Below are 21,590 nucleotides of genomic sequence, written 5' to 3'. Positions count from 1 at the left end.
GCGCGACACATTTCGACTTCGAGCCATGACGAGGAGTCCGTATCCTGGAAATACCTTCCATTTCGGAAAGGCTTTGAAAGGAGGATTCATGCAGGCGCCCGCGTAGCTCCGCGCCAGCTTCGATGGTGAGCGTGGCGGGATGCTGGGCAGGGCGCGCCGTGACTATCCCGCTTTTTCCAAATATCCATGTTGGCGTCTAATCTTGGGCGTGCCTCGATGCTGTCGCGACTCTTTCCCGGACGCCATCCATGTCAGACACGTCGTATCCCTCCATCCGCCTCCGTCACGCGGTGGCGATGCTCGCCGTGGGCCTCGTCGCCATCTCTTCCCCCGCTTCCGCGCGAGGCCGCTACTACAACGATTCGGGCAGCATCGAGACGCATCATCCCAACTGGATGAACTGGGTTCCCGACTCGACGAGCCTCGCCGCCCTGTCCTTGCCGGGGACACATGACACGATGGCGTACCAGTCCTACGGCGGCTCCCTGACGCAGACCCAGTCCCTGGACCTGCGCCGTCAGCTCGACGCGGGCATCCGCGCGCTGGACATCCGCTGCCGGCACATCGCGGACAGCTTCACCATCCACCACGGCGTCGTCTACCTGCACGTCAACTTCGACAACGTGCTTCAGACCGCCATCCAGTTCCTGAACGCGAACCCCAGCGAGACGCTGGTGATGCGCGTGAAGAAGGAGCACACCGAGGAGAACATCACGCGCAGCTTCGCCGCGACGTACGAGGCGTACCGGAACAACCCCGCCTACAGGCCCTACATCTGGACCGGGAGCCACGTGCCCGCCCTGGGCGAGGTCCGCGGAAAGATTGTCATCCTGGACGGCTTTGGCGGTGGCGCCTACGGCATCCCCTGGGGAGGGCTGGACCTCCAGGACGATTGGACGGTGTCCACGATCTTCGACATCGACGACAAGTGGAACAAGGTCCGCGCGCACCTGGGGCGCACCAACACGGGCTCGCCGTCCACGCTGTTCGTCAACTTCCTGAGTGGCGCCTCCGCGCTCGCGCATCCCTTCACGGTGGCGGGCGGAGACGGGATGGCCATTCGCGGTGTGAATGACTTCGCCATCGACCACCTGGTGGCTGGGCACGTCCAGCGCGCGGGCATCCTGATGATGGACTTCCCGGGAGCGGGCTTGATTGACGCCATCCTGGCCCTCAACTTCCGTCTCCTGTCCTCGACGACGTGGCTGCCGGATGACTTCAACGTCATCTTCAGGAACACCGCGCACACCATGGGTGGCAACGCGGAGGAGCGGTGGCACGGCATCCGGAACTTCGTCCACAACGCCGTGCCCGGGCGCAACTGGCACATCGCCGCGCTGAAGAAGTCCTGGGGCGGGTGGATCAGCCACCAGGGGAACTTCTACCAGTCCGACGCCATCGATGATTACACCCACATCGCCTATCTGACGCGCTCGGTGACGAGCGTGGTGGGCAGGGACTTCCTGTCCAACTACGTGAGAGAGCAGCTCGGGGGCCTGTCAGGGAACGCGGCGGCAAGGGCGCTCGCGCTGCATGGCCGCCTGAACTCCCGGTTCCCATTCCAGAGCTGGTCCGTGGTGGTGAAGCAGTCGCCGGGTGGGCTGAGCAACTGGGCGTACTCGGACTACGGCCGGGGCGCGCACCTCTCGTCGGGTGACTACACGTACGGGGTCCAGGGGCACTCCGCCTCGGAAGGCGTCTATCTCCACGAGCACTCGAACTTCGAGGGCAACCTCGTCTGGCTCGGCGGCAGCGTGGGCGATCTGCGCAGCGTGGGGTTCAACGACGTGCTGAGCTCCGTCACCGTGCTGGGGCCGTACCAGGCGACGCTGTGCGAGCATGCGAACCTGTCGGGCCGTTGCTTCACCACGTCCCAGAACGTGGGTGACGTCAACGCGATGCCGGGAGGCTCGTGGCACGACAAGGTGTCCTCCGTGTCGATGACCCGGACGGGCCTGCGGTAGGCGCGGGCAGGGCCCGGACTATTTCGCCTCGGTGCGGCGGAAGAACACGTCGGTGTTTTCGTTGGCCAGGTCTTCCAGCCAGGCCACGTAGCCATGTGCTCCGCCGCTGGAGGCGAAGACACGTGGCGCAGAAGAGCGCGTCGGCGTGTTGCTCAGGTTCGTCACGGGCGTGAACGACGCGCCCAGGTCACCGCTGGCCCGGTAGAGGATGTCGACCGAGCCGGCGGTGGAGTCCTCCCACGCGGCGCGCAGATGCGACTGGGCCGCGGAGAGGCTGACGGAGCCGGAGTATCCCGGGGTGAGGCTCAGGTTGCGTGGCGCGGAGAACGTGGCCCCGTGGTCGTTGCTGGCGCGCAGGAGGATGTCGAAGTTGCCGGGGCTGTCGTCCTGCCACGCCACGAAGACGTGCTGACCCGAGATTTCGAGGTCCGGAGCGAGCGCGAAGCCTTGGCTCCCACTCATGGCTTGGGTGGGTCCAAAGCTGGCCCCCCGGTCGGTGCTGCGGCGGTAGAGGATGGCGCAGGTGTCCGGGAAGAGGTCGTTGCATTCCTCCCAGACCACGTGGACCTTCTGGTCCTTGACGGCGATGCGGGCGAGCAGTGACGGCTGCCCCGGGCCCTCGCCGGCACTGAGGTTGAGACGCGGTGCGAAGGCCTTTCCCTCGTCGGGGCTGGTCCTCATGTACACGTCGGGCCGGTCATCCGCGCCGATGTCGTCGCCCACCAGGTAGACGCGATTGTTGGACGCGGTCATCTCCGTCACCCCGATGCCATGACGGTCATCCAGCGCCAGTGTGGGGCCGAAGGTCAGTCCCTTGTCGTGACTCGCCCGGAAGTGCTGGGTCGCGGACCGCGCGCCCGTTGGCTCGGTCCAGGTCACGTACACATCGCTGTTCTCGGCCGCGAGCCGGGGCGAAAAGCCGTGCGAGGCCAGGGTCACCGCGGGGTCGAAGTTCCTTCCGTTGTCATGGCTCACGCGGAACTGGATGCCCTGTTCGCGCCAGGCGACGTAGACCTTCTTTCCCTCCGCGACCACGGTGGGGAGGTAGGCGGGCCCGGTGTCGGTGCTCAGTCTCAGGGGAGGCTCGAAGCTCTTTCCCTGGTCCGAGCTCCTGCGCAGGTAGACGTGGGTGACGTCCAGGGACGATGTATCACTCCACACGATGTAGACGTTGCTGTCGGCGACGGCTGTCTGGAATTCGAAGTTGAAGGTGGGCGTCCCGCTCAAATTCAGCACCGGACCGAAGGACTCCTGGAGCCGTGCCGGAGCTTCCTGAGCCGCCGCAGTCCTGGAGAGCAGCACGGTTCCGAACAGCACGCTCCTGAGACATCGGTTCATCGTGCTCGCCATGTTCCCCATCCCCCCTCACCAAAGGCGTCGCCGAGGAATAGACGCCAGCCGCGTGCGGTGTCAGTGATCGGGAGCGCTGTTCGCAGGGGAATGACGAACAGGGAGACGCCCTGGAAAACGAGGGGCGAGTTCGCCATGGGATGCCGAGATGAGGTCTTCGGTGCCGAGCGGCTGCGCATGATTCCCGGAGACGCCGGTAGAATGGTCCATGGTGAGGTGCGCATCGGCGGCACTGTCATCATGCTGCGCGACGCGGCCACCGGCTGGCCCGTGGTGCCGGCCCATGTCCACGTGTACGTCGCGGACGTGGACCCGGACCTACCAGCGCGCGCTCGACACTGGCGCCGTGGCCGTGAAGGCTCCCGTCAACAGTGGGGATGGTGACAAGCGCGGTGGGTTCCGCGACGCGGGTGGCACCCCGTGGTGGGTGGCGACTCAAGAGGCGCGTTGACGGGAACCTGGAGGCCCGGGCTCGCCCGCGTGCTTGTGCTCCTTCATGACGACGGAGCCCGTGCGCGGCCGAGTCGTCCGAAGGGAGGTCCGGCGTTCCTACCCTCGTGGCTGAGCCCATTCAGCAGAGGGATTCGTCATGTTTCACCCAACACGACACCGGCACTCCATTCACTGCATCCTGCCGCCTTACCTGGCTCGCTCCATCGCGCAGAACGGCACCAGCGAGCAACGTGAGCGGGCCTTGCGGACGCTTTCCACGGATTCGACGTTCCGTGCGCTCCGGCTCGCGGGGAGCAGAACGACCCCATCGACGCTCGTCACCCGTCCCAGGGCCATGATGGTGGAATCAGCGCTGCATCGGACCATCTACGACCTGAGGAACAGTGAAGCGTTTCCTGGCACGCCCGTTCGTTTCGAGGGGCAGGGGGCGACGGAGGACATCGCGGTCACCGAGGCCTATGACGGCCTGGGAGACACCTACAACTTCTTCTGGGAGATTTTCGGGCGCAATTCCATCGACGGAGATGGGATGCCGCTGCAGGCCTTCGTCCACTACGGGAAGAACTACGACAACGCCTTCTGGGATGGGCGGCGCATGGTGTTCGGGGATGGGGACGGCGACCTCTTCAACCGATTCACCATCTGCCTGGACATCATCGCGCACGAACTCGCGCACGGTGTCACCGAGGACGAAGGGCCGCTCTGGTACTTCCGCCAGGCGGGTGCGCTCAACGAGTCCATGTCCGACGTCTTCGGCTCGCTGGTGCGGCAGATGAAGCTTCAGCAGAAGGCGGATGCGGCGGACTGGCTCATCGGCACGGGACTCCTCACTGGCAACGTGGAGGGGGTCGCGCTGCGCTCCATGAAGAATCCGGGGACGGCCTTCGATGATGACGTGCTGGGCAAGGACCCGCAGCCCGGGCACATGAAGGACTACGTCCGTACGTGGGAGGACAACGGAGGCGTGCACATCAACTCCGGTATCCCCAACCGGGCGTTCTATCTGGTGGCGTCGCAACTGGGCGGCTACGCCTGGGAGCGGGCGGGGCGCATCTGGTACGACGCCATTCGCGACTCACACATCAAGCCCGACATGGGGTTCCTCGACTTCGCGCGTATCACCATGATGTCCGCGATGCGCCTGTATGGATCCGGGGAAGAGGCGGACGCGGTCCGGGATGCCTGGGAGCAGGTGGGCATCCGCGTCCCCAAACCAGGCATCGGCATTCCGTCATTCGTCGGCGCCGTCACCCAGCCTTCGACGACCGCGAAGCGAGTCCCCAGGGCGTAAGGGGTTCTTCGGTGGCCGCCATGCGCATCGAGATCAAGCGCGAAGGTGGGCCCGCCTTCTTCCCTGGGTTGGCCCGGCCCAGGGGAGTGGACCTGGCAAGCCTGCCCCCAGAGCAAGCGGAGGCGCTGCGGCAAAGCGTCCAGGCTGCCCGCTTCTTCGAACTGCCTCCCGTTGTAGGCACCATTCCTCCAGGCGCCGCGGACGCCCGCCGTTTCACCCTGACCGTGGAGGAGGGGGGGCGGCGGCATACCGTCCAGTTCCTCGAGCCCGTGGAGGAGCCACGGCTCCATGAGTTGCTGGAGCAGGTGACGAAGGCGGAGAGGGCGCAGCGCCGCGGCGCCCGGCCAGGCACGCCCGGGTGAGACTCCGTGCCTGGTCGAAGACAGCGATTGGCCGGAATGCCCGGGCAGGTATTCTCCCCGCGATGCGCATGAACCGTTCCTGGGTCTTCTGTCTCCTGCTGACCGCCTGTGCGACCACGCCGCGAGAGCCCGCCTCCGTCGCGGAGGCATATGCCCGCGCCCTCGAGGAAGGGCGTGTCGGGGACGCGTACGCGCTGACGGTGGGTGGGCCCGAGGAGGAGGCGGCGTTCCTGGAGCGCTATGCGGATGCGGGGGCTCGCAGCGCCAGGGCTGCGGACGTCCGAGCCGGCGCGCCGAACCTCGAGGCGCGAGCACCCTCCCTGACGGTCGCTCAGTCCCCCCAGGGGTGGCGTATCGTCGAGGCCCGGCCCGCGGATGTTCCTCGGGCCGCCCTTCGCCAATTCATCGACAGGGTGGAGGCTCGTGATTGGAAGTCCGCCTGGAGCCAACTCGCCGGGCCCCTGCGCGCGCGTTACACCCCGGAGCGCCTTCGCGAGGATTTCGAGCGCGAACCCCTTGCGAGGGAACGTCTCCGGCGTGCCCGGCTCGCACTCAATACGCATGTCCGCGTCGGCGCGGGCGAGGCCGTGTTCCCGCTGGGTGGCGAGCGCGCCGTCCGGCTGGTGCTAGAAGATGGCGAGTACCGGATCGCCGCAATTGAATGAGTCCAACGTGCCTGCTCAGCGCGTGAGCTCCCGCGCCAGCTTCTCCAGCAGCTCCTTCGTGCCGGCTTCGCGGCCGCGGATCGCGTCCTGTCCGCCCTCGAAGTACGCGCCCTGCTCGGTATAGGACATGAGCGTCTTGTCGCCCTCGGCGGTGAACTGCACCGTCACCAGCGACGAGGAGATGCGCTTGCCAGCGACGGTCATCGTGTAGGCGAAGACGATGCGCTCGTTGGGGATGATGTCCGTGTAGAGCGTGTCGTTGCCAATCTCCGGGCCGCCCTGGAACCGGAAGACACCGCCCTCGCGGCCTCCCGCCTGGAAGTTGAGCTCGTAGCGGCCAACCTCCCAGCCCTCGCCCTCGACGAACCAGCGGCGGCGGATTTCAGGGTTCTCAAACGCGTTGAACACGCGGGGAACGGGGGCGTTGAAGGTGCGGTCGACGGTGAAGGTGCTGTGAACGACGGTCATGGTTTGTCTCCAGCGGGTGGGGTGGGTTCTTCGGACAGCAGGGCTTCGAGCCGATCGAACTTCCGCTCGATGAGGCTCTTTCGATCGGCAATCCACTGCTCGGCCACCCGGAAGCCCTTGGGCTCCAGCCGGCACGAGCGCACACGACCAACCTTCTCGGTCGTCACGAGGCCGCTCTCCTCGAGCACCTGAAGGTGCTGGACGACGGCCGCGAGCGAGATGCCAAGCGGCTTGGCGAGCGCACTCACCGAGGCGGGTCCATTGCCCAGGGCTTCGACCATCGCTCGTCGCGTGGGGTCCCCCAGGGCGTGGAAGACCCGGTCGATGGCTGATTGGTTAGGCACGGACTTAAGTGTCGGGACGCGGGATTTAATTGTCAAGCCGATGCTTAAGTATTGGCGGAGGCCAATGGGGCTGGCCACCCGCTCCCGGTGCGGACGGGGGCAGGGCGTTACGGCGGTGCGGGCACGTAGAGCCGGCTGGGCGTGCCGGCGTAGTCGATGACGCGCTCGAAGCGCATTCCGCTGCGCTCCGCGACGCGGAGGGAGGCCTCATTGTCCGGGTGGATGATGGCGACCACGGGCACATCGGGCAGGTGACGCTGGGCCAGCGCCAGGGCCGTGCGGGCCATCTCCGTCGCATACCCGGTGCCCCAGGTCCGGGGTGTGAAGCGATAGGCGAGGTTCAGCACCGGGCGTCCTTCGAGCACCTTGTGGCGCACGCCACCGAAGCCCACGACGTCACCAGGGGCATCGCGCCGCTCCACCACCCAGTAGCCCACACCGTGTCGGGACCAGTCGTCCAGCCACAGTGTCAGTTGCCGATGCGCCTCCTCTCGTGAGCGCATGGGACCGGAGACGCTGAACCGGTTCGTCTCTGGATCCGCATGCAAGGCGAACACGGCGTCCAAATCGCTGTCGCGCACGGCGCGAAGCAGCAGGCGTTCCGTGGTGATGCGCTGAAATGCCTCGAGCATGGCTGGCAAGGTGCGTCGTGGCTAACCGGGAGAGTTGCTTACGGCGGAAAAAGTATCGCGTCGTCATTCCGATGCGCTAGCGCGATGCGGGTTCCCACGATGGATGCCTTGGCGCGGCCGCCACTAGCGTCCCGGCGATGCAAATCCACTTCGAAGGACTCCGGCGCTGCGGTGTCGTGTTGGCTGTCGTGGCTCTGGCCGCGTGCAATGTGGGGGAACCGGGTGAGGATGAAATCCGGCTCGGAGAGACGGAGCAGGACCTGACCTGCACGGTGACCCGTCAATGCCCGGGAGCCGCCCCGGTGTCCTGTGGTGCCACCAACGGCCTGTGTCTCTCGGGGGACAGCAACGGAGGTTGGGTGTTTTGTGGCCAGGGCTACACCTATTGTGCCGCGCCTTGTATTTGCGGCGGTGAGCGGTACGTCGTGACGCGAGGTGCCAACCATCCGCTCCGCTGCCACGGTGCCATGGAGACCGCTCGGGAGCAGGCCTATGCGGCGGCCTCGGCCGCATGCCCCGCGGGATACTGCAACGCCGTGGAGCAAGAGTTGCGCTGCGAGCAGACGCCGTATGGCGACCACCACGCGCTCTTTCAGTTGACGTACTCCTGCAAGGACCCGGTGACCTGCCAGTAGCTGCGGTGCCAGCACTTCAAGGCGTGACGGGGCCGCGAATGCGGCCCCCGCCGGTGTCGTAACGGCCATCCGGCACGTTCACCGCGTGCCCCCGGCGTTGATCGCGGCACCGGCGGCGCCGCCGGTCGACGCACCGAGTCCACCACACGCTCCCACGGGTTCTCTGGGCTGGCCAAAGCCTCCGTGTCGTACGAGCTATCGCCCCTGTAGTCGCCCGTCCAGCCGCCTTGACCTCCCGCGGTGCTGCCGGCCCTGTCTGGTTCGCCGGTGCGCACAGCGAGTGCTGTAGGACAGGCCGATTCGGCACTTCGGGCCAGCCTCCATCGTCAGCCCAGCTCCGCAGCGCCACACGCCGTGCGTTGAGGTCGCGAGGCCACCCGGCTGCCGGGCGGGCGCGGGCGTGGGTGGGCGACTATGATGCCCCGGTGCACGCCACCTTCCTGGCCGTCGGACTGCTGACGCTGCCGGGCGCGCTCGGAACGGAGCTGCGCCGGGATGGCTATTCGTTTCGCCCTCCGGAAGGCTTCCACATGGTGCGGTGGGAGCAGTACGCCGGCTCGCGCGTGGGTGCGGTGGCGCTGGACCCGGACGCGCCGCGCGCCTTGTCGGCGGCCCTCACCGACGGTGAGGGCCCGGACGCAGCCACGCTGCTCGTGTCCGTGGTGGGGCGTGGCTTCAGCGCGAGCCCTTCCGACCGGGAAGAGTTCGCGTCCGCGGTGATGCAGCACTACCAGCGCGAACTGGGACTCCCGCTTGCCGCCGAGCGTGTGGAGCGCCTGGGCGGGGTGACACCGCGTGTGGAGGTGCTGGGGACGCTGCGCGAGGCGGGGCAGGTTCGCACGGTGCTCGTCGCGGGCCTGGCCTCGGAGGGCGAGCATGCCGTGGTGATGGTCAGCGCGCCCGCGGTGCGGTGGCAGGCGTTGGAGCCGCAAGTGCGTGCCTCGCTGGAGACCTTCCGCCACGAGCCGCCGAGCGTGGGTGGCCCCGTCCCACGCCGGGTGCTGGGCGCGCTGGCGGGAACCCTGGCTGGAGCGCTGGTCGTCTCGTACACGGCGTGGCGACGGCGGCGCCTGCGTCACGCGGCGGGCAACCCCACGTCGTAGCCGTGCGCGACCGAAGCGGCCCCTACGTGGGCTCTGGCGCGAGCGGTGGAACCGGCGTGGGTTTGTGATGTTCATCCAGCGCCACCATGATGAACCGGCCGCGCGTGCACAGCGCACGGGCGCCCGTGAGCAGCTCCTCGGCGAACATCTCCACCTCCACGGTGAGCGACGTCCTTCCCGTGGACACCACGCGTCCCACCAGCTCCACCAGTTGGCCCTGGCGCACGGGGATGTGGAAGTCCACGCGCTCACTGGAGGCGGTGACGACGTTGCGCCGCGTGTACCGGCTGGCGGTGATGAACGCGGACATGTCCATCATCCGCAGCGCCTGCCCGCCGAAGAGGACGCCGTAGTGCGTGGCCTGGTCGGGGAACACCATGTCCACCATCCGGGTCTCGGTGGCGGAGGAGGGGAGCGACGGCATCGGGGGATTCACGTGAGCGACTCCTGGGCACGGGCGACGCTACCGGCTGCCTCACAGGCCGCCAAGTCACCTGCGCCCCGCGTGGACGGTCAGTGCACGGAGAGGAACACCCGGGCCTGAGGGATTCCGCGTGAGACGGTATCGAAGTCGCGGAAGAAGCTGTTTCGCTCGAAGAAGGTGAAGCTGGCGCCCAGGCCCAGGTTGGCGAACAACGGAACGTCCAGCAGCAAGGTGCCCTCATGCACCAGGTGGTTGCCGTCCGCGCCGTTGAGCGTGTGCAGCCACGTGGTGCCCGCGTGCAGCTTGAGGTACTCCCACGGCCAGCGCCCGTAGGACGCCTCGAAGTGGAAGCCCAGGCCCGGGCCGTAGTCGTAGTCGCGGCCCACCTTGTCGGCGTATTCGGAGGTGATGCCCGCGAGCACCACGCCTCGCAGATGAAGCGCCAGACGCAGCTCGCGGCCCTCTTGCGTCAGGTACCGGTACACGAGCCCCGCGCCGATCGACTGTCCGCCCAGCTCGTAGGCCTGCGTGTCGTTGTAGTCGAAGTGCTGGAAGGCGCCGAGCAGCACGCGCTCGTTCCCACCCGTCTCCAGCGGGAGCATCGCCAGCGCGCCCTTCACCTCGGCGCGGCTGATGAGTCGGTTTTCGCCGGTGGTGAACTGCACGCCCATGTTGAAGGCGTCGAAGGGCGCGTCCACCGGGAAGCGCAGGGCATCGCCGTAGCGCAGGTCCAGCTCCGCGAAGAACTGGTTCAGCGTCGTGCCCGCGTCGATGTTCAGGTAGCCGGTGCGTGTCATCACGGCGAACACGGGCGGCTGCCAGTCCTCCGGGGTGGGGGCGCTGCGCCAGGCATCCCCGCGCACCACGCGGTTGACGCCTCGGACGGGATTGAGCAACCCCGCGCTCACCTCACGGGCGACGCGCCGGGTTCCCGTGGCGCGCTGGTCCAGCAGCATGGAGGACAGCCGGTAGATGACCTCGCCATGGGCCCACCCACCCATCGTGGTGTTGATGAGGTCGTTGAAGGAGGGCAGATGGTTCTCGCCGAACAACTCCCACTGGAGGCTGCCCAGCAGGGTGAAGCCCATGGCGCCCCAGTAGTTGAAGCCGTGGTCCCGGGCGGCGTTGAAGTACGTGCTGCCGTGGTAGGGGTGCGCGAACTGATTGGTACTGAAATCGTCCTTGTCCCAGACGAACCCCGTTTCGAGGTTCGTTCGCCATGCGTCCAGGCCGACCCGGGCAAAGTCCTTGTTCATGATGTATCGGTTGAAGCCCCACACCGTGAGGTTGATGGCCGTCACTTCACCCAGGGCCCACCAGAACTGGCGGGGCCGGGGAGGTGGGGCGGCGTCCTCCTCGTCCCCGGCGCGTGGCGCATCCGCGGGTAGCTCCGCCGCCTGGGCGAGCGAGGGCAGCAGGAATGACAGCAGCGCCACCTTTCGCCATCGCGCCGCGGGTCCGCGCCGGCCGCACCACTGGCTGTGACGCATGCCGGCTCCCCCACCCGAAGGGCGAAGATGGGGACCCCGCGCGCGGTGCGACCATGGACCGGCGGCGCGGGCTCGCGTCGGTGGGTGGACGGACCGCCCGGCCGCCTGCCTGGCGCGGGACATGAGGCTGGACGTCCGTCGGAGGGCGCGGTGGGGTAGGGTGCGCCGCATCCATGTTCGCTTTCATCCTCGCAGCGGTGCTCACGCAGTCGCCGGTGGCTCCGGCGGAGCCGAGCCCGCCTCCCGCACCTGGCACCCGCGAAGCCGCGCCCGCCGTGCAATTGAGCTCGCTGCCGCCCGCCACGCACGAGCTGTTCCAGCGCATCGAGGGACAGGTCGCGCAGGTGCGCATCATCGAGCGGCGCTCCGGCACGCGCTCGTCCATCGGCTCGGCCTTCTTCGTGTCGGCCGCCGGGCACGTGGTGACGAACTACCACGTGATTTCCGACGTGGTCATCCACCCGGAGGACTACACGGCGGAGCTGGTCCTGAAGGGCGGCGCAGAGCCCGTGCCGGTGCGCCTGGTGGACGTGGACGTGGTGCATGACCTGGCCATCATCCAGACGGCCACCCCGGTGCAGAGCTTCTTCGACCTGGACGACCGCGAGCCGCCGCAGGGCGCGCGCCTGTTTGCCATGGGCAATCCGCGCGACCTGGGCACCACCATCGTGGAGGGGACGTACAACGGCTTCATCCACGACGCGCTCTATGAGCGGCTGCACTTCAGCGGGGCCATCAACCCGGGCATGAGCGGCGGTCCCACGCTCACGGGCGAGGGCCGCGTGGTGGGCGTCAACGTGGCGACCATGGGCAACCAGGTGGGCTTCCTGGTGCCGGTGAAACACGCGCGCGAGCTGCTGGCCCGCGCGCTGGAAGCCAAGGACTCCGGCGCGCAGGCGCTGCTGGACACCGTGCGCGCGCAGCTCCTGGACAACCAGCAGCGCGTCACCGAGAGGCTGCTGAGCGCGCCCGTGCCGCAGCAGTCGCTGGGCAGCTACCGCGTGCCGGGGCGCTGGGGCACGTTCCTCAAGTGCTGGGGGGACACGCCGCATGACCCCGAGGTGCCGTACACGGTGACGAACTACCAGTGCTCGTCGGAGGAGGACATCTTCGTGTCCTCGCGCCACCGGACGGGCGTGGTGGCCTTCCTGCATCAACACGCCACCAGCCAGAAGCTGGGCGCGCTGCGCTTCTCCGCGCTCTACAGCGCGCTCTTCTCACAGGACCCGGACTCGGTGGAGGCCACGCGGCAGGACGTCACCAACTACCGCTGCCAGTCGGAGTTCGTGGACGTGGCGGGCCTGCCCGTCCGTGCCGCGCTGTGCATGCGCGCCTACCGGAAATTCCCCGGCCTCTATGACCTGGTGCTGCGCGCGGCCACGCTCAATGCCAGCACCAGCGGCGTGGACACGTCGCTCACGCTGGCCGGCTTCACCGCGGACAATGGCCGCAAGCTGGCGCGCCGCTACCTGGAGGGGCTGTCGTGGACGAAGTAATCTTCCTGGAGGTGTTGGAAGGGGACTCCGTCCAGGCCCGTCATCGCCTGGAGCGCTTCCCCGTCAACGTCGGCCGGGGTTACGGCAACGACGTCATCCTGGATGACCCGAAGGTCTCCGCCGAGCACCTGCGCATCGAGCGCCGCGAGGACGGCACGCTGGTGCTGCGCGACGTGGGCAGCCAGAACGGCACCTACCGCGTGGAGCCCTGGGCGCAGCTGGCCGAGCTGGAGCTGGCCACGGATACCCGCGTGTCGGTGGGGGACACGGTGCTGCGCTTCCGCGCGCGCAGCCACCCGGTGGAGAAGACCGTCGTGGCGGCGGCGCCCACCGCGCCGAGGCCGCGCGTGTTCGAGCAGCCCCGCTACTTCTCCCTGGCCCTGCAGGCCCTGCTGGGCGCCAGCCTGCTGGAAGGCTACCTGGCCAACTACGGGCGCACGGACTGGGGGGAGCTGACGGTGGCGCTGGTGGTGCCGCTGGGCATCACCTTCCTGTGGGCGGGTGGCTGGTCGGTGGCGAGCCGCATCGCCCGGCGCCAGTTCCACTACCGCACGCATGCCACCGTGGCCGCGCTGGTGCTGCTGGGCTCCGTCGTCATCCAGCCGCTGCTCACGCTGGTGGGCTTCAGCCTGGGCGTGAGTGGCAATCTGGCCTGGGCCCACCACGTCGCCTTCCTGGCGCTGATGGCCTGGGGGCTCTACTGGCACCTGCGCTACGTGACGCGCTGGGAACCGGGGCGGCTCACACGGGTCATCGCCGTCGTCACGCTGTCGTTTGGCGCGCTGTCGCGGGCGGATGAATGGCTGGGCAACGAGTCCTTCAGCACGGAGCTGGGCTTCCGCCGGGCGCTCCTGCCGCCGGCCTTCCGGCTGGTGGCCACCGAGCCCATGGATGACTTCTTCTCCGACGCCGTGAAGGTCCAGGAACAGGTGGACGCGCTGGCGCGCGACCCGTGAGCCGCCGGGGGCCAGAAGGACGTCACGGGCGGGAAGGCGGATGTCAGACTGGGCAGGTAGGAATGCCCGGATGGACGTCCATCAGGAGTTGAGGCCTGTCATCGGTGCCCGGTGGTCGCAGGTCCGGGGCGCGCGGGGGGAACGGCCCGCGGCCGGACACCGGGACGGTGGGCTGACGCGGGTCTTCGTGGCGCCGGACCTGGCATCGTTTCGGGTGGTGGCGCGGGGGCTGCTGGCGCGGGGCGAACCTCCGGAGCGGGTGCACTTCGAGGAAACGCGTGGACGCCAGGGCATGTGGCTGGAGGCCGCGCGCTGGGAGGCCTGGGGGCGCGCCGCGTCCGGCGTGCCTCGGGACTTCGTGGGGCTGGCGCAGAAGGTGGTGTGCCACCGCGAGCCGGCGCGTTGGGCGCTGCTGTACCGCGTGCTGTGGCGGCTGACCCATGGAGAGCCGTCACTGCTGGAGTGTCACGACGACGCGGACGTGCGGCGGCTGCGGTGGCTGGAGCAGGCGGTGCGGCGGGACACGCAGGCGCTGCTGGCGGCCTTGCGCTTCCGCCGGGTGTGGCGGGACGGGCGCGAACACCATGTCGCGTGGTACCGGCCCGAACACCTCATCGTCCGGGACGTGGCGCCGTTCCTCGTGCGCCGCTTCCCGGCCATCTCCTGGAGCCTGTTCACGCCAGACACCTGGGCGCATTGGGACCGGGAGCGGTTGACCTTCGAGGAAGGCGGGGCGCTGCCGGAGTGGGCACGCGCCCGGGTAGGGTTGGCGGCGCCCCATTCGCCCCCACGGGCGGACGCGGAGCGCGCGTCCTTGCTGCTGGTGGGGGCTTCACCCGTGGACGGCGCGGAGCCGCCTTTCGCGGGTTCCGCGGGAGCGCTCCTGGAGGTCGTGTTGGGCCGCGCGGGGCTCACGCGTTCCAGTCGCCGGGTGGTGCGGCCGTGCGGGGACGGATGCCGCTCGCGGCATGGGGTGCTCCCTCCGACGGCGCGGGGGGAAGGGCGCACCTGCCGTCATGGGCTGGAGGGCGTGGTGGCGGAGGTCCGCCCGCGGATGATCATCGCGCTGGGGCCCGTGGCGGCGCAGGCCTTCCTGGGGGTGGGGTTCCGCATGCACCTGAGCCGGGGGCAGCTGCTGGACACGCGGTGGGCGGAGGGCTGGATGGCCACGTTTGACCCCGAAGCGGTGCTTCGGCTTCCAGAAGGCCGGGCGCGGGCGGAGGCGCGCATCCACTTCGAAGCGGATCTCCGGTCGGCGGCGGCGTGGCTGCGGCAGCGGCTCCCGGGTGAAGCGCGTGCCCGGCGCGTGGACGGTCCATGACGCCGCGGGCCCGGGACATGCCCGGGGCCTCGCGGGCCTGCATGCGCGGTGCGTTCAGAGTCCGCGCACGGCGTGGGGCTGGTAGGGGGCCTCCAGGGCCTTCACTTCGTCGGCGGTCAGCTTGAGGTCCACCGCGCGCACGGCATCCTCCAGGTGCTCCAGCTTCGTGGCGCCGATGATGGGCGCCGTCACCGCGGGGCGCGAGAGGAGCCAGGCCAGGGCCGTCTGCGCGGGAGGCACGTTGCGCTTCTCCGCGACGCTCCGGTTCGCCTCCGCCACGTCCCAGTCACCGGCCTGGTCATAGAGCATGGGGGACAGCGTGTCGGACTTCGCCCGCGTCGTGGCGTCCCGGTCCTTCAGCGACTTGCGTGATCCCGCGAGCAGGCCACGCGCCAGCGGCGACCAGGGGATGACGCCAATGCCCTCGGCTTCGCACAGGGGCAGCATCTCCCGCTCCTCCTCGCGGTAGACGAGGTTGTAGTGGCCCTGCATGGACACGAAGCGCGTCCAGCCGCGCAGGTCCGCGACGCCCAGCGCCCGCGCGAACTGCCACGCATACGCGGAGGACGCGCCCAGGTAGCGCACCTTGCCCTGGCGCACGAGCTGGTCCAGGGCGGCCAGCGTCTCCTCCAGCGGCGTGTTCGGGTCCATCCGGTGAATCTGGTAGAGGTCGATGGCCTCCACGCCCAGCCGCTTCAGACTGGCCTCGCAGCCCTGGACGATGTGCTTGCGCGACAGGCCCCGCATGTTCTGCCCGTCCCCCATGGGGAAGTAGACCTTGGTGGCCAGCACCACCTCGTCCATGCGCGCGTAACGGCGGAGGGCACGGCCCGTGATTTCCTCGCTGGCGCCCAGTGAATACATGTCCGCGGTGTCGAAGAAGTTGATGCCCAGCTCCACCGCTCGCCGGAAGAACGGCTGCGAGGCTTCTTCATCCAGCACCCAGGGGCGCCACTTGGGCGTGCCGTAGCTCATGCAGCCCAGGCCGAGACGAGACACACGCAGGCCCGTGCGTCCGAGGTTGGTGTATTTCATTCCGTTGGTTCCTCATTCGTTCAGCGTGGATGGCAACACGCCTCGTTGTGTCACCGGGCGTGCCATGGCTCATACCGTGGAAGACCGGGTCGCGCGCGTACCAGGTCTTTTCTGGTTACTTGGAATCCGGTAGATAGAGCCGGAATCCGAGGGGCGCTGTTCGGAGCGATGCGGAGCGTGCCCCTCGTGCTTCCAGCAGGGGACGTGACGCGGCGTCTCGGGCGGTGCCTCCAGGCAGTGCTTCGGGACTCTCGACATGCACCTTCCGACCCGCGCCGACCCCGCCTCCGAATTCGTCTGCCCAGAGGATGTCACCCTCGTGGATATGTGTCGGGCTCGCGCCGCCGCGCAGCCGGACGACTGGATTTATACGTTTCTCGACGATGCGGGGGAGCAGGCCCTCTCCTACACGGAGTTGGACGCGAGCGCTCGCGCGGTGGCGGCGCTGCTACAACGACACCTGGCGCCCGGTGAGCGCGCGTTGCTGATGTACCCGCCGGGCCGTGACTACACGTTGGGCTTCCTGGCGTGTCTCTACGCGGGCGTGGTGGCGGTGCCCGCCTATCCACCGGACCCGATGCGGCTGGGCCGCACCTTGCCCAGGCTCCAGGCGCTGGTGGCGGACTGTGGCGCCCGGGTGGCGCTGACGACTTCCGGCATCGCGGACATGGTGGAGCCCCTCACGGAGGGGGCGCCCGACTTGCACGCGCTGCGCTGGCTGGTCACGGACGCCGTGTCCCCGAGCGAAGCGGAGGCCTGGCGCGCGCCAGTCCTGCGGGGCGACTCGGTGGCGTTCCTTCAATACACGTCGGGCTCGACGGGGACGCCACGAGGCGTGGTGCTGCGGCACCGTCATCTGCTGCACAACTCGTGGTTGATGGCCCGGGGCTTCGACACCCGGCCCCAGCCGGTGGCCGCCCACTGGCTGCCGCCGTATCACGACATGGGGCTGATTGGAGGGCTCATCCAGGCGCTGTACCGAGACATCCCTTCGGTGCTGCTGCCTCCCATGGCCTTCCTCCAGCGCCCGCTTCGGTGGCTGGAGGCGATGTCGCGTTTCGGTGCGACGGTCTGCGGCGCGCCCAACTTCGCCTTCGACTTGTGCGTGCGCAAGACCACGCCCGAACAGCGCGCGGCGCTGGACCTGAGCCGGCTGGAGGTGGCGTTCAGCGGTGCGGAACCCGTACGCGCGGACACTTTGGAGCGGTTCGTGGAGGCGTTCGCCCCGGCGGGCTTCCGGCGCGAGGCCTTCTATCCTTGTTACGGGCTGGCGGAGGGGACGCTGATCGTCTCGGGAGGGGCACGCTCGGCGGTGCCGGTGGTGCGGCGTTTCTCTCGTGATGGCCTGCTGCGCGGCGAGGCGCGGGCCCCCGAGGCGGACGCTCCCGCGACGGCGCTGGTGGGATGCGGGCAGGCGCTGGGTGGCCAGGACGTGCGGGTAGTGGATCCGGAAACCGGCCATCCGTGTGCGCCGGGCCGGATGGGCGAGCTCTGGGTTCGCGGTCCGAGCGTGGCGGATGGGTACTGGCAGCGCCCCGACGAAACGGAACGCACGTTCCATGGCCGGCTGGCGGGCTCGGGGGAGGGCCCGTACCTGCGTACCGGAGACCTGGCGGTCATCGAAGGTGGCGAGGTCTTCATCACCGGCCGCTTGAAAGACGTGCTGGTGCTGCGCGGCCTCAACTACTACCCGCAGGATCTGGAGCACGCCGCGGATCGCTGCCATCCCGGCGTGCGCCCCGGGTGCGGTGCCGCGTTCGCGGTGGACGCTGGCGACGAAGAGCGGCTGGTGATCGTGCAGGAGGTCGCCGCGAAGGTCGCCACGCCGGAAGCGGCGGCCGAGGTCGTCGCAAGCATCCGCGCGGCGCTGGGCGAAGCGCATGGTCTGGCCGTCCATGCCGTGGTGCTCATCGCCGCCGGGACATTGCCGAAGACGTCGAGCGGCAAGGTGCAGCGGCGCGCCACCCGTGAGGCTTTCCTGGCGGGGACGCTGGACGGGGTGCACGCATGGAAGGAGGACGCCGCGGCGGCTTCCCTGGACATCGGGCCTGACGCGGCGCCCGAAGCGGCGGACGTGCTCGCGGTGCTCCGGTCCCGGCTGGCGTCACTGCTTGGCGCGAGTGGACCGGCGCTGAGCGTGGATGTGCCGCTGATGCACCAAGGGCTCGACTCGATTAGAGCACTGGAGGTGTTGCACGCCGTGGACGAGGCATGGGGCGTGTCTCCACCCATCACGTCGGTGCTCCAGGGGCAGAGCCTCCGCGAGCTGGCGCAGTGGGTCGAGCGGGCCCGGACCGAGGGCGCCGAGGCGCGGCTCGGGGTTCCGGCCGCCTTGCCTGGTGACCCCGCGGCCTTCGTTTCCGATGGCCAGCAGGCATTGTGGTTCCTCCAGCGCATGGCTCCGGGCAGCAAGGCCTACCACGTGTCCCAAGCGGTGCGCTTCGTCACGACGGTGGACGGCGGAGCGCTTGCTCGCGCGTTCTCCGCGCTCGTTGCCCGTCACCCCGCGTTGTCGTCCGCGTTCCCCGAGGTGCAGGGGGCTCCAGCGAGGAGATCCTGCGTCACGCCGCTGGAGCTGGCGCTGGTGGAGGCGTCCTCCTGGACGGATGAATCGCTGCGTGAGCGGCTCGAGGCGGATGCACGGGAGTCCTTCGACCTGGAGCGGGGCCCGCTGGTTCGCGCCCGGCTCTACACCGGTGCGCCGGGTGGGGACGTGTTGCTGCTCGCCATGCACCACCTGGTCACGGACTTCTGGTCATTGGAGGTCATCGCGGGGGAGCTGGGCGCGCTCTACACGGCGGAGGTCCGAGGCACGCCGTCCGGCCTGTCGCCGCCGCCGCCACCCGTGGCGCCCATCCTCCTGTCGTTGGCGCGGCGGAGCACGGGAGCGCAGGGCGACGCGCTCCTGGCCTGGTGGCGTGAGCGCCTGGGGGGCGAGCTGCCCGTGTTGGACCTGCCCACGTCGTTCCCTCGACCCAGGCTCCAGTCGTTCCGAGGGGCGCAGGTGGCCTTCCGTCTGCCGCGCGAGACGTCCACGCGGCTCAAGGCCCTGGCGCGGACGCACGGCGCCACGCCGTTCATGGTGCTGCTGGCCGGCTACCTGGCGTTCCTGCGGCGCTACTCGGGGCAGGAGGACCTCATCGTCGGTACGCCGACCGCGGGCCGCCCGCGAGCGGACCTGTCGCGACAGGTGGGCTACTTCATCAACCCCGTGGCCCTGCGCGCCCGGGTGCCGCGCACGCTGTCCTTTTCTGGCCTCGTGGCGCGGGTTCGGACCACCGTGCTGGAGGCACTGGAGCACCAGGAGCTGCCCTTCACGCGGCTCGTCGAGCAGCTTCAGCCGCGGCGTGACCCGTCGCGCGCGCCCATCTTCCAGACGATGTTCGCCCTGCAGTCCCCCCGTCCCGAGAACGAGCTCCTGGGTGCGTTCGCCGTCGGGGCCTCGGGTGCGAGCGCCCGGCTGGGCGATGACCTGACGGTCGAGTCCGTCCCCTTGAGTCATCCCGGTGCCGCCTTCGATCTCGCGCTGATGATGGCGGAACTGGAAGGGGCCTTCGTGGGGAGGCTGGAGTACTGCGCCGACCTCTTCGACGCCATGACCGCCGAACGGATGGCGCGCCACCTGGGGGCGCTGCTGGATGCCGCCGTGGCGCAGCCGGAGGTGCCGCTGGGCGACCTGTCCCTGTTGGCTCCCGATGAGCGCGGCACCCTGCTGGCGCTGGGGCGGAGGACACAGGACACGCGGGGCGCGCCCGTGCCCGGCATCGTTCACCGAATCGAGGAGTGGGCCGCGAAGACGCCGGAGGCGCCCGCGCTCGTCGCGGGCGCGTCGAGCTGGTCCTATCGTGCGTTGGCGGCATGGGTGGCCCGGCTCGCCGCGCGCCTGCGACGCCATGGTGTCGGGCCGGAGGTCCGTGTCGGCACGCTGCTGGAGCGCAGCAGCCCCGAGCAGGTCGTCGCCTTCCTCGCGATCTTGAAGGCCGGGGGCACGGTGGTGCCCCAGGAGCCTTCGTATCCCCCCGCGCGCGTGGCGTGGACGCTGGCGGACTGCGGCGCGCGCGTGCTGCTGGCCCAGGAGCGCTACGCCCAGCGCCTGGCGTTGCCCGAAGGGGTGACGCTGCTGCCATGGGAGGCGCACGGCGACGGCGATGACATGCCGGACACGTCCCTGTGGGATGCCGGCGAGCCACCTCCAGACTGCGCGGCCTACATCACCTATACGTCCGGGAGCACGGGCAAGCCCAAGGGCGTGATGGTGCCGTACCGCGGCACCGCGCACCTGTGCGAGTCGATGGTGTCGGACCTGCCGATCGGGCCCGGCTCGCGGGTATTGCAGTTCGCCTCGCCCGCGTTCGACATGTCGGCGTGGGACTACTTCCTGGCGCTGGCCTCGGGAGGCGCGCTGCACCTGTCGCCCGGTGGTCCCCCCGCGGGTGACGCGCTGTACCGGATGTTGCGCGAGCAGCGCATCACCTCGGCGACGTTGCCTCCCCCTGTCGCAGCGCTCCTCCCGGAGGGGCCGCTGCCGGACCTGTCGATGTTCATGGTGGCCGCGGAGGCGTGTCCGGCGAGCCTCGTGGCCCGCTTCGCCGAGGGCCGCGCCTTCTACAACGGCTATGGCCCGACCGAGGTGACGGTGGGCGCGACCTGGGGCGTCATCGCTCCGGACGAAGTGGGGCCGCCCAACATCGGGCGTTCCATGCCCCACGTGGACACCTATGTGCTCGACGAGGCGCTCCAGCCGGTTCCCGTGGGGGTCGCGGGCGAGCTGTACGTCGGCGGGCCGTCGGTGGCCCGTGGCTATCTGGACCGGCCGGAGCTCACGGCCGAGCGCTTCATCCCGGACCCTCACGGCGGCGAGCCCGGGGCCCGGCTCTATCGCACGGGCGACATGGCACGCCGCCGCGCGGATGGAAGGCTGGACTTCCAGGGGCGCGCGGACGCGCAGCTGAAGATCCGTGGCTTCCGCATCGAGCCGGGCGAGGTGGAGACGGCGCTGCGCGAGCTGACTGGCATGCGACAGGCCCATGTCACCGCGTGGCGTCCTTCCGCGGAGGGCGAGCCGCGGCTGGTCGCGTACATCGTGCCACCGCCCGGAGACATACTTCCACCGGGAGAGCTCCGGGCGCGGCTGCGCGAGCAGCTCCCCGAGCACATGATTCCGGTCGACATCGTTCCGGTGGAGGCGCTCCCGCTGCTGGCCACGGGCAAGGTGGACGTGCGGGCGCTGCCGCGGCCATCGCTCGCCGTGTCGCCAGCGGGAAAGCCTCGCACGCCCCTGGAAGAGACAGTGGCTCGCGCCTGGGCGGAGGCACTGGGGCTGCCCGCGGTGGACGTGCATGCCCACTTCTTCGACGACCTGGGCGGCAGCTCGCTGTCCGCGGTGCGCGCGTGCTCGCGGCTGGGCGCGGCGCTGGGCCAGGAAGTCCCCATCACCCACTTCTTCGAACATCCCACCGTCCACGAACTCGCCCGCAGGTTGCAGGTTGAGGCACGTCCCGAGCCCGCCTCTGACGTGAAGCACCAGTCGCGCGCGGAGGCCCGCCGGCAGGCGCTCCAGCGGCGTGGAAGGAACCCCCGGGGCCATGACTGAGCACGACA

The 21,590-nt window shown here is 69.3% G+C and carries 18 protein-coding genes; 11 read left to right on the top strand and 7 right to left on the bottom strand.

Annotation, left to right across the window (positions count from 1 at the left end):
* The first annotated feature begins 248 nt into the window (after positions 1-248).
* Positions 249-1,964, top strand: coding sequence for a phosphatidylinositol-specific phospholipase C (locus tag OZ403_RS20740; protein WP_268781541.1), 1,716 nt, complete (start codon positions 249-251; stop codon positions 1,962-1,964).
* A gap of 18 nt (positions 1,965-1,982) precedes the next feature.
* Here OZ403_RS20740 and OZ403_RS20735 read toward each other — a convergent pair whose 3' ends face one another.
* Positions 1,983-3,200 (bottom strand): sialidase family protein, encoded by a 1,218-nt coding sequence (locus OZ403_RS20735; RefSeq protein ID WP_268781540.1) that lies wholly within the window; start codon positions 3,198-3,200, stop codon positions 1,983-1,985.
* Between the two features lie 249 nt (positions 3,201-3,449).
* Here OZ403_RS20735 and OZ403_RS20730 point away from each other — a divergent pair, with 249 nt between their 5' ends.
* From OZ403_RS20730 to OZ403_RS20715, 4 genes are all read left to right on the top strand, one after another.
* Positions 3,450-3,698 carry a VOC family protein gene (locus tag OZ403_RS20730; protein ID WP_268781539.1) on the top strand — a complete coding sequence of 83 codons (249 nt, stop codon included), beginning with the start codon at positions 3,450-3,452 and terminating at the stop codon, positions 3,696-3,698.
* A gap of 205 nt (positions 3,699-3,903) precedes the next feature.
* Positions 3,904-5,058: a M4 family metallopeptidase gene (locus OZ403_RS20725; RefSeq protein ID WP_140792282.1), complete on the top strand. Its 1,155-nt coding sequence runs from the start codon at positions 3,904-3,906 to the stop codon at positions 5,056-5,058.
* Positions 5,059-5,078: 20 nt separating this feature from the next.
* On the top strand, positions 5,079-5,420 hold the full coding sequence (locus OZ403_RS20720) for a protealysin inhibitor emfourin (protein ID WP_268781538.1): 342 nt from the start codon (positions 5,079-5,081) through the stop codon (positions 5,418-5,420).
* Complete coding sequence (locus OZ403_RS20715) at positions 5,417-6,085, top strand: hypothetical protein (protein ID WP_268781537.1); 669 nt, start codon at positions 5,417-5,419, stop codon at positions 6,083-6,085. The genes OZ403_RS20720 and OZ403_RS20715 overlap by 4 nt, the downstream gene beginning before the upstream one ends.
* Positions 6,086-6,100: 15 nt before the next feature.
* Here OZ403_RS20715 and OZ403_RS20710 read toward each other — a convergent pair whose 3' ends face one another.
* The 3 genes from OZ403_RS20710 to OZ403_RS20700 form a co-directional block, all read right to left on the bottom strand.
* Complete coding sequence (locus tag OZ403_RS20710; RefSeq protein WP_268781536.1) at positions 6,101-6,553, bottom strand: SRPBCC family protein; 453 nt, start codon at positions 6,551-6,553, stop codon at positions 6,101-6,103.
* Positions 6,550-6,834, bottom strand: a complete 285-nt coding sequence (locus OZ403_RS20705; RefSeq protein ID WP_268781535.1) for an ArsR/SmtB family transcription factor — start codon at positions 6,832-6,834, stop codon at positions 6,550-6,552. The genes OZ403_RS20710 and OZ403_RS20705 overlap by 4 nt, the downstream gene beginning before the upstream one ends.
* A 170-nt stretch (positions 6,835-7,004) precedes the next feature.
* Positions 7,005-7,529 (bottom strand): GNAT family N-acetyltransferase, encoded by a 525-nt coding sequence (locus tag OZ403_RS20700; protein WP_268781534.1) that lies wholly within the window; start codon positions 7,527-7,529, stop codon positions 7,005-7,007.
* A 467-nt stretch (positions 7,530-7,996) separates the two neighbouring features.
* On the opposite strand from OZ403_RS20700, the gene OZ403_RS20695 reads away from it, so the two are divergent.
* Both OZ403_RS20695 and OZ403_RS20690 read left to right on the top strand, forming a co-directional pair.
* Positions 7,997-8,164: a hypothetical protein gene (locus OZ403_RS20695; protein ID WP_163973274.1), complete on the top strand. Its 168-nt coding sequence runs from the start codon at positions 7,997-7,999 to the stop codon at positions 8,162-8,164.
* Between the two features lie 425 nt (positions 8,165-8,589).
* Complete coding sequence (locus tag OZ403_RS20690; RefSeq protein WP_140792269.1) at positions 8,590-9,267, top strand: hypothetical protein; 678 nt, start codon at positions 8,590-8,592, stop codon at positions 9,265-9,267.
* A gap of 22 nt (positions 9,268-9,289) precedes the next feature.
* Here the strand turns inward: OZ403_RS20690 and OZ403_RS20685 are convergent, their stop codons facing one another.
* Together OZ403_RS20685 and OZ403_RS20680 are read right to left on the bottom strand one after the other, a co-directional pair.
* On the bottom strand, positions 9,290-9,703 hold the full coding sequence (locus OZ403_RS20685) for an acyl-CoA thioesterase (RefSeq protein WP_268781533.1): 414 nt from the start codon (positions 9,701-9,703) through the stop codon (positions 9,290-9,292).
* A 77-nt stretch (positions 9,704-9,780) separates the two neighbouring features.
* A complete protein-coding gene (locus OZ403_RS20680; RefSeq protein ID WP_268781532.1) occupies positions 9,781-11,181 on the bottom strand; it encodes a DUF3943 domain-containing protein in 1,401 nt (466 codons plus the stop codon).
* Between the two features lie 173 nt (positions 11,182-11,354).
* On the opposite strand from OZ403_RS20680, the gene OZ403_RS20675 reads away from it, so the two are divergent.
* The 3 genes from OZ403_RS20675 (at position 11,355) to OZ403_RS20665 (ending at position 14,954) form a co-directional block, all read left to right on the top strand.
* Entirely contained in the window at positions 11,355-12,677 is a 1,323-nt protein-coding gene (locus OZ403_RS20675) for a S1C family serine protease (protein ID WP_268781531.1), read from the top strand.
* Positions 12,665-13,633 (top strand): FHA domain-containing protein, encoded by a 969-nt coding sequence (locus tag OZ403_RS20670; RefSeq protein WP_268781530.1) that lies wholly within the window; start codon positions 12,665-12,667, stop codon positions 13,631-13,633. Before OZ403_RS20675 ends, OZ403_RS20670 begins: the two co-directional genes overlap by 13 nt.
* Positions 13,634-13,703: 70 nt before the next feature.
* Positions 13,704-14,954, top strand: coding sequence for a DUF4130 domain-containing protein (locus tag OZ403_RS20665; protein WP_268781529.1), 1,251 nt, complete (start codon positions 13,704-13,706; stop codon positions 14,952-14,954).
* A gap of 54 nt (positions 14,955-15,008) precedes the next feature.
* Here OZ403_RS20665 and OZ403_RS20660 read toward each other — a convergent pair whose 3' ends face one another.
* The gene (locus OZ403_RS20660; protein ID WP_140798619.1) at positions 15,009-15,989 is read right to left on the bottom strand and encodes an aldo/keto reductase; all 981 of its coding nucleotides are present in this window, start codon (positions 15,987-15,989) and stop codon (positions 15,009-15,011) included.
* Between the two features lie 325 nt (positions 15,990-16,314).
* Between OZ403_RS20660 and OZ403_RS20655 the strand changes: the two genes are divergently transcribed.
* On the top strand, positions 16,315-21,582 hold the full coding sequence (locus OZ403_RS20655; protein ID WP_237080458.1) for a non-ribosomal peptide synthetase: 5,268 nt from the start codon (positions 16,315-16,317) through the stop codon (positions 21,580-21,582).
* Positions 21,583-21,590: the final 8 nt, after the last annotated feature.

It is taken from the genome of Myxococcus sp. NMCA1, assembly GCF_026810205.1.
Classification (GTDB): domain Bacteria; phylum Myxococcota; class Myxococcia; order Myxococcales; family Myxococcaceae; genus Myxococcus; species Myxococcus xanthus_A.
Note: the sequence above shows the minus strand (reverse complement) of the source record. Positions and strands in the feature narration are given on the sequence as shown.